Origin of the sequence: Segetibacter sp. 3557_3, from assembly GCF_004354985.1 — a bacterium.
Taxonomy (GTDB): Bacteria; Bacteroidota; Bacteroidia; order Chitinophagales; family Chitinophagaceae; genus Segetibacter.
The window spans coordinates 89,179-101,219 of record NZ_SMSK01000004.1 but is presented as its reverse complement, the minus strand read 5'-3'; the positions used below and the strand labels follow the sequence as shown (position 1 = coordinate 101,219).

Below are 12,041 nucleotides of genomic sequence, written 5' to 3'. Positions count from 1 at the left end.
AGGTAGGATTTATATCGTTTTGTCGTTCCAGATCTTCCAGCTTTCCTCTGCTTGGATGACCAGCATGTCGGCGCCATTTTTAGTGGTCGCTCCGCGCTCGACTCCTCTTTTTAGAAACAAGGTTTCGGCCGGGTTATACACCAGGTCGTACAGGTAATGCTCCGGAGTCAGGTATTCATAGGGAATGGGCGGAGCGCTATCTACATCAGGCGCCATTCCGAGGGGAGTGGTATTGATGATCACCAGATGATTTTTCATCAGTCGTTCGTTCAGCGAATCGTACGGGATACTGTTTGACTTACCGGCGGTACTTCTTGTTACCAACAAATAGGGGATTTGCAGTTTCTGAAGTACGTATTCAACCGCAGCTGCTGCACCACCGGTGCCAAGTACCAATGCGCTTTGGTGGTAATGTTTTCGGAGGGGAAGAAAGGATTGTTCAAAACCGGTTACATCGGTATTGTGTCCGTAGAGCCTGCCATCAACGATCCGGATACAATTACAGGCATTCATCTGTTGTACCGCGGCGGTCACTTCGTGCAGGTATGGCATAACCTGCACTTTGTAAGGAATGGTAACATTCAGCCCATGAAGATCCCGGGTATGTTCAAGCAGGGCGGGAAATTCGTTGATGTTTGCAAGCGGGTAATTATCGTATGCACACCCGGTAATCTGTTCCCGTTCGAACTTTTCAGCAAAGTATCGTTTGGAAAACGAACTGGTCAGCGGATAGCCGATGAGTCCAAACTGGCGCATTAAGCGTTGGTTTTATCGAGGTATAAATCAAACGTATCTCCACGAAGGCCGATGCGCATTGCTTCGAGCGGGATCACTTCTGTTGGTGCAATATTTCCGAGGTTTACGTTACAACCGATGAGCTCAAGAAAGTACAATTGCTGCGCTTTTTGTGGAGCCTCCCAGATAATCTTTTGTTCGGGTATCTGGGTTAGTATCTCTTGTACAAGTCCTTCTCTAACCTCTCCCGAGCCACGATAGATACCGACGTTTCCCGCTTCGCGGGCTTCGGCAATCACATAAGTTGAACCGGCTTCGAGCTCTGCCTTCATCAATTCGATCCATTTGTAGGGTGGAATAATGTGAGCGGCATCTTTGCTTCCCACCTCACTCAGTACGGTTCCGAAGCTGGTCAGTTTTTCAATATAGCCACATTTCTCCGCATGAGGTATGTTAATGGAGCCATCACTAACTTCCACGTGTTCTATTTTATAATCCCTCATCATGGTGATATAATCTTCGAACTGGTTCCGGATCAAAAAGGCTTCGAACAAGGTTCCGCCAAAGTATACCGGGATGCCGGCAGCCTGGTACAATTCAATTTTCTGGCGCAGGTTAGGGGTAACGTAAGCCGTCCCAAATCCGAGCTTAACAATATCGATGTGAGGATTTCCGACGCTTATCAAATTTTCAGCTTCATTCAAACTTAAGCCCTTATCCATGACCATGGTGATACCATGTTCGCGGGGTTTTTGGTTCCGATCGGGTATTTGAGAGAGGTTAAAATTCATGTACTGCAGTTAAGGGATAATATTAGAGAGCGCAAAAATAGGGATTGATCATGAAACGCTTATAAGGCAGTTGGCATGGCATCATTTGTGCTGGTTAAGCAACATGAAAAAATTTACGCTGGTGTTGTTGCTGTTGATTTTTACGGCTTCTGCTTTCTCCCAGGCACAAGACAGCCTTCCACCGTATAAACAGGTACCTATTATCCCGCCTTTCAGAATTTTACTGCCCGACAGCTCGTGGTATTCAAAAGCAAACCTGAATACAAAACAACCTACCTGGATCATCTACTTCAGCCCGGATTGTGGCCATTGCCAGATGGAAACTGAAGAGATACTTAAGAACATCGACAAGCTGAGAAAGATGCAAATCGTTCTGATCACCAGCCGGCCATTTGACGACATGAAACAGTTTGCGCGATATTATTCATTAGCTAAGTTCTCCAATATAAAAGTGGGCACCGACCCCACCCGCTTTATCACCAACTTCTATAAAGTAGAGACAACCCCATTTAGTGCGGTGTACGACAAAAAGGGCAACCTGATCAGGGCTTACGAAAAGGGTGGCAATATGCCTGAACTTTACAGTTTGGCACGTTAACCCAAGCGCGGCAATAATATATAGGGAGTGTTGTTATGACTTATTTAGCCTAAATGTTTAAATTGACGTTTAAACATTCAGCTATGAAAAAATTTCTACGGCTCAGTCTTTTCCTGGTATTAATTATTTCATGTCTTCCTCCTTCCATTGCTCAACCGGTAATCTCTTTTCAAACCATTGCAAGTGGCTTAACATCGCCTGTAGATGTTGTTAATGCTGGTGATGGATCAGGGAGGTTGTTTGTCGTGGAGAAACCGGGTACCATCAGGATCTGGAATGGAACGGCATTTCTACCCACACCTTTCCTTAGCATCTCTTCCATGGTGAGGTCAACCGGAAGTGAACAAGGGTTACTTAGCGTGGCTTTTCATCCCAATTATGCTACGAACGGTTACTTCTTTGTGTGGTACAATAATCTGGCGGGCAATGTTACGCTTGCGCGTTTTTCACGCCGCGATCTGAACACCGCCGACTCAACATCTGGGGTGGTACTGCTCACGATATTTAAGCCGTTTGCAAATCACAACGGTGCTAAATTGAATTTTGGACGTGATGGCTACCTATATTTCGGTACAGGTGATGGTGGCGGTGCCGGGGATCCGCTGCACCGGGCACAAAATGGCGACAGCCTTCATGGAAAGTTTATCCGGATTGATGTGAATAATCCAAATCCGCCGTACTACTCCATACCTCCAACGAATCCTTTTTTAAATGACCCTGCTATACGCGACGAAATAGTTGCGCTTGGGCTACGAAATCCATGGCGCTGGAGTTTCGACAGGCGGACTGGTGATCTATGGATCGCGGATGTTGGCCAAAATGCCCGTGAAGAGGTAAATTACGTACCTGCTGCAAACATCCTGAATAAGAATTATGGATGGCGATGCTTTGAAGGCACACTGGTGTTTAATCCGGATTGTAGTGGGCAGCCGAACAATGTGTTTCCAATTTTTGAATATCAGCGCGACAACGCTACTGGGGGTAGGTCAATTACTGGCGGCTATGTTTACCGGGGAACCGAGTTTCCCTCGCTGCAGGGCTACTATATTACTTCAGATTATGTTAGCAACAACGGATGGCTCATCAATAGGTCGGCAACAGGCGGTTGGAACGCCACGCTGCAGACCGGATGGGCTACCAATATCTCCAGCTATGGCGAAAGCGAAGACAGTGCTTTATACGCCGTTTCCCTGCAGAGCGGAACACTGTTCAAAGTGATCGCATCCGGTGCCTTGCCAGTTAAGTTACTTTCATTTGCAGGCAGCATCATCAATGCCTCCCATGAGCTGAAATGGGCAGTTGCGGGCGAAGAAAAAGGGACAGTGTACTCCCTGGAAAAACAAACAACTCCTGCTTCGCCTTTTAAAGAGGTTTACAGCCAAACCGCATCCGGCTCACCGGTATCAAACTCCTATCGCCAGGTACTTGCCGGTAACGAAGCTGCTTTTTACCGGTTAAAGACCAGTACTCCGGCGGGGCAAAGCATGTATTCCCCAATTGTTTACCTGAAGGCTTCAGGTGACAGGAACAATCCTAAGGCAACCATTATCGGCGACCAGCTGGTAATCAGCTTACCGGCTGAAGCCAGGAGTGTTAGTGTTTTTGATGCCGCAGGCAAGTTGATCAGCCGCCAGGTAAATACCTCCAGAACCGGGACAATGAATATAAACTTGTCGCAGGTTTCGAGAGGGGTGATCATGGTAAAGATTGATTTGGGCAAAGCATCTGTTCAATTGAAAACCATTTACTAAGCGTTGATTTTTGAATACCTGAGCACAAGATATTCAGAGAGACCAGACCAACATACAACAAAAAGCTGCCGGGGGTTCCGGCAGCTTTTTGTTGTAACGGGCTTGAACTTCCGGTTAATGGATAAAGCCCAAATGCATAACGCTTAACTCATCACTGAACACCCCTACCTTTGCGTCGAAAAATTCTTTCACATAAACCATAACTAAATTACAATGAAAATTACAGTAGTAGGCGCCGGGGCGGTTGGCGCAACCTCTGCCGACAACATTGCCCGGAAGGAACTCGCGGAAGAACTGGTTTTACTCGACATCAGGGAAGGTTTTGCAGAAGGTAAGGCACTCGATATTACTCAGACTGCTGCTTTGCTTGGTTTCGACACCCGTGTTTCCGGCAGCACTAATGACTATAGTAAAACGGCTGGTAGTGATGTGGTGGTGATTACTTCAGGGTTGCCACGCAAACCTGGTATGACCCGTGAGGAATTGATTGGAACAAATGCCGGTATCGTAAGTGGGGTTGCTGAAAACCTGCTTAAGCATTCACCCGATGCGATCGTTGTAGTGGTAAGTAATCCTATGGATACCATGACTTACCTGACGCTTCAAAGTACCGGTTTACCAAAAGAACGTATCATCGGTATGGGCGGAATCCTCGACAGTGCGCGCTTCAAGTGTTACCTGAGCGCAGCCCTCCAATGCAGCCCCAACGACCTTAATGCAGTTGTGGTTGGTGGTCACGGCGATACAACGATGATCCCTTTGATCAGGCTTGCTACATGGAACAGCATTCCTGTTACCCATTTTCTAAGTCCCGAACAGCAACAAAAGATCGTTTCGGATACGATGGTAGGTGGCGCAACGCTTACGAAGATGCTTGGCACAAGTGCATGGTATGCTCCAGGTGCTGCCGTAGCTGCTCTCGTAGAATCGATTGTGCGCGACGAAAAAAGATTATTTACCTGTAGCGTAGGTTTGAATGGCGAATACGGGCAAAGTGATATTTGCCTTGGTGTACCGGTCGTGATAGGTAAGACTGGCTGGGAAAAAATTGTTGATTTTAAACTTAACGAAGAAGAACAGGCTGCCTTTAGCAAAAGCGCCGATGCAGTAAGGAGTATGAACGATGTTCTTAAAACACTATAAAAATTATTATCGCACTGTACAAAGCCTTGACCCTTGTTGAGGCTTTTTTTTTGCTCCAAACTGTTGGTCCTTTAATCAAGATCGTTGCGCCGTACCCCCAACACGATATAGCGGGATGCGCTCTTGTACCGAACAACTTGTTTCAGCAAAGCGGCATTGGCGGCAAACATCAGGACTGAATTTATAGGTCAGACAAATTAAGCGTCGGTGATTACAGGATCTACAATTGGTTGCAGCCTTTTCTTTTCTACCACAAGTTTATACTTAACCATGTCGATTTCGTTTTCACTTTTCGCAATGATGACTGTTGCTATGGTGTTTCCAATGAAGTTGATGATCGCCCGTCCTTCGCTCATAAAGCGGTCGACCCCGATTAACAAGGCAAGCCCTTCGAGGGGAATAACATCAAGGGCCGTAAGGGTGGACGCAAGCACAATAAAGCCACTTCCCGCAACACCCGCTGCACCTTTGCTGGTGAGTAATAGTATGCCGATTATGGTTAATTGCTGAGCTACTGACAAGTCGATATGAAATACCTGCGCAAGAAATATAATACTCATGCTCAGGTAAATGGTTGTTCCATCAAGATTAAAGCTATAACCGGTTGGAATCACCAGCCCTACCACTTCTTTCTCACAACCGGCGGCGGTAAGCTTCTGCATTACCGAAGGCAGTACCGCCTCACTGCTGCTGGCTCCAAGTACAATCAGGATTTCCTCCTTAACATAGCCCAGTAACTTCCATAAGCTGATCCCGAAATACCTGCAAAGCAGATTCAAAACCACAAATATGAACAGGAAACCGGTAAGATAAAACGTAATCAGGAGCTTGCCCAACACGGCAAGGGTTGCAAAGCCGAACTTGCCAATGGTATAAGCCATGCCCCCGAATGCACCAAGCGGGCTAAGCTTCATGATAATTTTTAGCACGTTAAAAAGTACCTTATTGATCTTATCAAATGACAGCAGCAAGCTCTCTCCCGCCTGGCCCAACATCTTTAAACCTATTGCAAACAGGATACTAAAAAAGAGTACCTGCAGGATGTCTCCCTTTGCAAATGCGTCTACGATATTTGAAGGAACAATATGTGAAAAAAACTCTCCCCAATTTAATCCTTTCGCCTCCGCCCCTATACGATCAACCTGATTATTTGGGGTGCCGGTAAAAGGAACCCCTGCTCCGGGTTTTACGAGGTTTGCCGTAACAAGGCCAATAACCAGCGCGAGTGTGGTAACCACCTCGAAATAGATCAGCGCTTTCAGCCCCACCCTCCCGACTTTTTTCATATCGCCGGCGCCTGCAACACCCGATACAATGGTGAAAAATATAACCGGAGCAATTACCATCCGGATCATGTTAAGGAAGGTATCACTGATCAATTTTGCCGTAGGTGCAAAAGCCGGATATAGCCAGCCAACAATAACCCCGGCAATAATGCCAATGATTACCTGTACATATAAAACCCGTAAATATTTCATCTTATTGCATTATTATATATCGACTGTTCCCTTACCCGACGATTTGCACAACTTTAAAATGTGCAATAAATTTTGCTAACGTAAAGCAATGTGCTCAATTACCAATAACAATCAAGCACTGCAAGAACATTTCGGCGTTCTCAGGTTTTAATTTTGGTGCAAAGCCATTAGCTTGTAAGGAACAATGCCTGAAAAGTATACAATGTTGACAGGTTGAGGTTTAGTTATAATATTAGAGGTATAATCCAAACACTTTTGTAGATACATAGAAACTAAAATAATCAGCTCCAATGGTAATAATCGAAAGCGAACGACTGTGTTTACGCCAATTTACCGCTGCTGACGCGGATTTTATTATCGTATTGCTGAATTCTCCTGGCTGGCTTAAATACATAGGGGATCGAAATATCAGCACCCGGCAAGATGCGTTAGCATACCTGGATAAGGGGCCGCTCACGAGCTACAAGAAAAACGAATTGGGCCTGTGTTTAGTTCAACTAAAATCAACTGGCGAGCCTTTGGGCATGTGCGGCTTATTGCAAAGAGATTACCTCGACGGTCCTGATATTGGCTTTGCTTTTCTCCCACAATCTCAGGGCTACGGCTATGCATACGAAATAGCCACAAAAGTATTGGCGTATGGTTTCACCACACTTCGGCACAACAAGCTATTTGCTATAACGCTCCCTGCAAATCGACGTTCAATCAATCTTATTGAAAAACTTGGGATGCACTTCGAAAGCCGACATGCTGGCAAGGTTCCCGGGGAAGAATTATCCATATATGCAAGATCCGCTCAAGGTTAGCATGCGCATGTTCCGACTTACGATGTTGTAACCACAACCCATACCTACTGTTTCAGCACAGCGCCTTTTTTTACGCCCAAAAAGCGGAGGCAATAACTTTTAGCAGGTTGATAACGCCGGCGGCTAACGACGGGAAATGTGGTATCCGGCAGTTTTATTCCCGCAACTACATGGAAGTAGGGAATTTTGTAATCACAACTATGTTAACATCATATGGCTGTTTCCCAATTACAGGAGAGAACCGTTGAGGCACAAACATTGAATAAGCTATTCTTTTAATTTAAAATTTTATGCAATGGCGGATTTACATGTACAACCAAAAAAGAAATCAATTTTACCCTGGATACTATTAATCCTGGGTGTTCTCGCACTCCTTTTCTTCCTATTACGGGGATGCAATAACGACAACAATGCTGCTGCAACAGGCGACAGTACAGTAGCAGCTACAACAACTCCCGATAACGGAGCCAATGCTACAAATACATGGGGTGATGTTGACTTTAACGCTCCCGAAGCTACTTATCCTGAAATAACGGATAAAAACATCAGCGTTCGTGGAAATGACCGTTATAGCATTTATGGTCTTGGCGAAAACATCCTTTTTGATGAGGGTAAGGCAACCATCCGGAAAGATGCTGAACAAAATCTGCGTCAGATTACCGGTTCAATCAACCAACGTTACAAAGGATCACAATTAAGAATTTACGGCTATACCGATGCAGTGGGAAGCGCCGGTTATAACAAAGAGCTGTCTGAACAACGTGCCCGTGCTGTAAGCGAGTGGCTGAGTTCAAATGGGGAAATTACTAAAGACAACATCAGTTTAGAACCAGTAGGTGAAGCTCGCCCCGTAGCATCAAATGCCACAAGCGAAGGTCGCCAGCAAAATCGCCGGGTTGAAATCGTAGCCCGTGGAAACAACGGTGGAAATCAATAATCAACCACTGTAAACCAGCAATATTTTTAACCAGGGTGTAAGCCCTTTTAAAATCAACAATTATGTCAACAGAAAATAGTGCAAACAGGAACCTCCGCGAACTAAGCGGAAGCAATTACGAGATTGTAGACGGAGAACCAGACATCAGGGGATGGGAAGTAAGAGATGAGAGTGGCAAGAATATAGGCAAAGTAAAGGAACTACTATTTGATGAAAGTTCACGTAAGGTGCGATATATCATTATGAACTTCAAGGATAATGATTTCGACATCGATAAAGACACTGATCGCAAGGTCCTCGTTCCAATTGGAATTGCCAGGTTACATGAGAAAGATGATGATGTAGTTTTACCAGGTGTAACAATTGCGCAGTTGCAATCTTTACCTGAATATGATGAGGACAACCTGACTGCAGATAACGAACACAATATTCGTAACGTATTTGCAGGTGTCGGCGGTGCCGCCTTAGCCGGGGCAGGACTTACACATGGTGGAAACGACGACAGATCTGAAAGCCATAGTCATGAAACCTTCTACGACCACGATCATTTTAACGAAGACAACCTGCTGAAAAACCGTACAGGTTCCGGTGAAAGCAGCCAAACAATCCCTGTGATCCAGGAAGAACTACAGGTTGGCAAACGTGAAGTAGAAACCGGCCGTGTTCGCCTAAGATCACGTATTGTCGAAGACCAGGTACAGGAAGATGTTCAACTTCGGGAAGAGAAAGTCAGGGTAGTTACAACCCCCGTTGACCGTCCGGCAAATAGTGCAGATATCAAGGAAGAGTCAATTGAGTTAACGGAAAGAAGCGAAGTTCCGGTTGTGGAAAAAGAAGCCCGGGTTGTCGAGGAGGTAAGCCTGGACAAAGAAGTAACCGAGCGTGAAAAAACCATTACCGACACGGTAAGAAATACCGAAGTGGATATTGAGAAAACAGATGGCGAAGATACTACTCGTGATAACCGCTTGTAGGGTTTTGCAATCTTAACAAACCAGGGGGCTCACTAAGGTGGGCCCTTTTGTTTTGATGATATTTCCTGTTTATAGGGTTCAGGCGTATTTTACCTGACAAATGTTTGTTGTGTATAAAACTATGTTTGTCACAGAACGATTGGTATTGCGTTCGGTTATCCCGGAAGATCTTGAAAGCGTTTACAAAGGACTGTCCCACCCGGAAGTAATCAGGTATTATGGGGTGAGTTACGACAGCATGGAAAGCGCCAGGGACCAGATGAAGTTTTATGACGATCTTGAAAGCCAGCATACCGGTAAATGGTTTGCAATTTGCTCAAGCAATGAAGCAAAATTTTATGGCGCATGCGGACTGAACAACCTGAACCGGCAACATAAAAAAGCCGAGTTGGGATTCTGGTTGCTTCCTCAGTACTGGCATCAAGGAATCATCAGCGAAGCATTGCCGGAGATTATCAGATATGGCTTTAACGAACTGGATTTGCACAGGCTCGAAGCCTTTGTTGAGGTCGGAAATGGAAACAGTAAAAAAGCACTAACAAAACAGGGGTTTAATTTAGAGGGCACCATGATTGATTGCGAGCTAAAAGGAGACCGCTTCATCAGCCTTGAAATATATGCGCGTTTAAACCCTGCAAATGGGCCACTAACGGAACGTAAGTCTTAGTTAAGCCCCTGTTTTCAGGAGCATTAATACCAGCACCTTTAAGCTCACCGGACGTCATCGTTGTTATACATGGTCCGAAGCAATGGTTCGCAAATAAGAAACAAATGGCGCAGGCATCAGCTGTTGCCAGGGCCGCGAACTTTCGGCTTGATTTTTTGTAGTTTTATTTGCCCGGCTCACCATCAACAATACTATCCTCAAACGTTCACCCTGCTTTGCAGAATACCTATTTCGTATGCAAGAAAACCTGGAAAATGACTCACTTTCCAATGATGAAAAGCAGCTTTTAGACGAACTTTTGTCTGAAAGCAATGATGAGATTGCAGGCTATGGCGCACAGCGCAGGCTATTCCTGAAGCAAATGTCGGCGGCAGGAGCAGCAATTCTCTTTACCCAACTTATCGGGCCGCAGGAACTATTTGCCAACCCTGTATACGAGCCCCTGATTAGTGATCTTCCTGCTTCCAGTATGGAGAACTCAGTACGCGTCGGGTTCAAGGTAAACGGGGCATCCAGATCGCTTAATGTTGACTCGCGCATGACCTTGCTGGATACGTTGCGTGAGCGCCTAGAACTCACCGGCACTAAAAAGGGGTGTGATCATGGACAGTGTGGCGCATGTACCGTAATCGTCGACGGCAAACGGGTTCTATCATGCCTGACGCTTGCAGCCAGCTGCGAAAGCAAAACAGTTACTACAATTGAGGGGCTTGCCAAAGATGGAAAACTGCACCCGATGCAGGCAGCTTTTGTAAAACATGACGGCTTTCAATGTGGTTTTTGTACCCCGGGGCAAATATGTTCCGCCGTTGCTTTGATGGGTGAAGCTGCAGCTGGTGAAATCAGCTATGTGACTGCTGACGTTAGAAAAAAATCCACCTCGTTAAAACTGTCCGATGAAGAAATCAGGGAACGGATGTCGGGAAACCTTTGCCGCTGTGGCGCATATCCAAACATTGTTGCTGCTATCCGGGAAGTTCATACGGGAAAGAACACCGCAATTGCATGGCAGTTTGCGGCAGACGACAACGAAAAAGCAAGAAGTACGGGTGCCTAAACAAACTGTAACCAATTATGAGACCGTTTAAATATTCGACTATAAACGACATAAAATCGGCCACCAACCGGCTTGCCACCAACGACAATGCGCGTTATCTTGCTGGTGGCACCAACATCCTGGACCTGATGAAAGAAGATGTTGAGCGTCCGGATGAGTTGGTAGATATCAGCAGGTTAAAATTGGCAGCCGTTCAGCCCATCACCACTGGTGCAAACAAAGGTGGAATATCTATTGGCGCCCTGGGGAAAAACACCGAAACAGCCAACCATCCGCTCATTCGCCAGGCCTATCCCCTGCTGTCACAGGCAATTCTTGCCGGTGCTTCAGCCCAAATACGCAATATGGCTACGAATGGTGGCAACCTGAACCAACGTACCCGTTGCCCATATTTTTATGAGGTATCCATGCCTTGCAATAAGCGCGAACCCGGAAGCGGATGTGGGGCGTTAAAAGGGATCAACCGGATGCACGCCATTTTTGGCTGGAGTGAAAAGTGCGTTGCTGTGCACCCATCTGATATGTGTATTGCACTCGTGGCACTCGACGCGATAGTGAACGTACAAGGGCCAAACGGGCAGCAACGGAGCATTCCCTTTGAAGATTATCACCGTTTGCCAGGCGACAATCCCGAAAAAGATAACACCCTGAATCCGGGTGAATTAATTACCTCCATTCACATCCCAAGGAACAATTTTGCGGATAGGTCCTACTATCTCAAAGTTCGTGACAGGGCAAGCTACGCTTTTGCACTCGTGTCAGTAGGCGCGGCTCTTGAAATGAACGGCAGCAACATCCTGACGGCTCGGATTGCATTGGGCGGGGTTGCTCATAAACCCTGGCGTGCAAAAGAAGCAGAAAACTTCCTGGCGGGTAAACCGGCGACTGTTGAGAACTTCCGGCGGGCTGCTGAAATGGAGATGAAAAATGCAATGACACTTGAGCATAACGATTTCAAAGTAGAACTCGGAACCCGGGCAATCGTCCGCGCATTATCGCAGGCAATGAAAGGCGGAAAACATGAGGAATTACCTGCCTGAGGTAATCAGCAAGTTATTGATCTGCCAATTGGCATCACCATTATTCAATCAGTTTAACCATAAA

The 12,041-nt window shown here is 46.1% G+C and carries 12 protein-coding genes; 9 read left to right on the top strand and 3 right to left on the bottom strand.

Annotated features, from left to right (window positions below; translation table 11 throughout):
* Window positions 1-9 precede the first annotated feature (9 nt).
* Together EXU57_RS08405 and EXU57_RS08400 are read right to left on the bottom strand one after the other, a co-directional pair.
* Window positions 10-756 carry a shikimate dehydrogenase family protein gene (locus tag EXU57_RS08405; protein ID WP_133267751.1) on the bottom strand — a complete coding sequence of 249 codons (747 nt, stop codon included), beginning with the start codon at window positions 754-756 and terminating at the stop codon, window positions 10-12.
* Window positions 756-1,526 carry a phosphosulfolactate synthase gene (locus EXU57_RS08400; RefSeq protein WP_133267750.1) on the bottom strand — a complete coding sequence of 257 codons (771 nt, stop codon included), beginning with the start codon at window positions 1,524-1,526 and terminating at the stop codon, window positions 756-758. Before EXU57_RS08400 ends, EXU57_RS08405 begins: the two co-directional genes overlap by 1 nt.
* Before the next feature lie 103 nt (window positions 1,527-1,629).
* Here EXU57_RS08400 and EXU57_RS08395 point away from each other — a divergent pair, with 103 nt between their 5' ends.
* The 3 genes from EXU57_RS08395 to mdh all read left to right on the top strand — a co-directional run bounded on the left by EXU57_RS08395 (window position 1,630) and on the right by mdh (window position 5,018).
* Window positions 1,630-2,124 (top strand): TlpA family protein disulfide reductase, encoded by a 495-nt coding sequence (locus EXU57_RS08395; protein WP_133267749.1) that lies wholly within the window; start codon window positions 1,630-1,632, stop codon window positions 2,122-2,124.
* 83 nt (window positions 2,125-2,207) lie between these two features.
* Window positions 2,208-3,875 (top strand): PQQ-dependent sugar dehydrogenase, encoded by a 1,668-nt coding sequence (locus EXU57_RS08390; protein WP_165958077.1) that lies wholly within the window; start codon window positions 2,208-2,210, stop codon window positions 3,873-3,875.
* Window positions 3,876-4,088: 213 nt separating this feature from the next.
* Window positions 4,089-5,018, top strand: a complete 930-nt coding sequence (gene mdh, locus EXU57_RS08385; protein WP_133267747.1) for a malate dehydrogenase — start codon at window positions 4,089-4,091, stop codon at window positions 5,016-5,018.
* A 197-nt stretch (window positions 5,019-5,215) separates the two neighbouring features.
* Here the strand turns inward: mdh and dctA are convergent, their stop codons facing one another.
* A complete protein-coding gene (gene dctA, locus EXU57_RS08380; RefSeq protein WP_133267746.1) occupies window positions 5,216-6,496 on the bottom strand; it encodes a C4-dicarboxylate transporter DctA in 1,281 nt (426 codons plus the stop codon).
* 290 nt (window positions 6,497-6,786) lie between these two features.
* Between dctA and EXU57_RS08375 the strand changes: the two genes are divergently transcribed.
* The 6 genes from EXU57_RS08375 to EXU57_RS08350 all read left to right on the top strand — a co-directional run bounded on the left by EXU57_RS08375 (window position 6,787) and on the right by EXU57_RS08350 (window position 11,977).
* Complete coding sequence (locus EXU57_RS08375; protein ID WP_133267745.1) at window positions 6,787-7,302, top strand: GNAT family N-acetyltransferase; 516 nt, start codon at window positions 6,787-6,789, stop codon at window positions 7,300-7,302.
* A 295-nt stretch (window positions 7,303-7,597) separates the two neighbouring features.
* Window positions 7,598-8,239 carry an OmpA family protein gene (locus EXU57_RS08370; RefSeq protein WP_133267744.1) on the top strand — a complete coding sequence of 214 codons (642 nt, stop codon included), beginning with the start codon at window positions 7,598-7,600 and terminating at the stop codon, window positions 8,237-8,239.
* Window positions 8,240-8,301: 62 nt separating this feature from the next.
* Window positions 8,302-9,213, top strand: a complete 912-nt coding sequence (locus EXU57_RS08365; protein WP_243745549.1) for a DUF2382 domain-containing protein — start codon at window positions 8,302-8,304, stop codon at window positions 9,211-9,213.
* 121 nt (window positions 9,214-9,334) lie between these two features.
* Window positions 9,335-9,880, top strand: a complete 546-nt coding sequence (locus EXU57_RS08360; RefSeq protein ID WP_207955433.1) for a GNAT family N-acetyltransferase — start codon at window positions 9,335-9,337, stop codon at window positions 9,878-9,880.
* Between the two features lie 235 nt (window positions 9,881-10,115).
* A complete protein-coding gene (locus tag EXU57_RS08355) occupies window positions 10,116-10,937 on the top strand; it encodes a 2Fe-2S iron-sulfur cluster-binding protein (protein WP_133267742.1) in 822 nt (273 codons plus the stop codon).
* A gap of 17 nt (window positions 10,938-10,954) precedes the next feature.
* Window positions 10,955-11,977 carry an FAD binding domain-containing protein gene (locus EXU57_RS08350; RefSeq protein WP_133267741.1) on the top strand — a complete coding sequence of 341 codons (1,023 nt, stop codon included), beginning with the start codon at window positions 10,955-10,957 and terminating at the stop codon, window positions 11,975-11,977.
* Window positions 11,978-12,041: the final 64 nt, after the last annotated feature.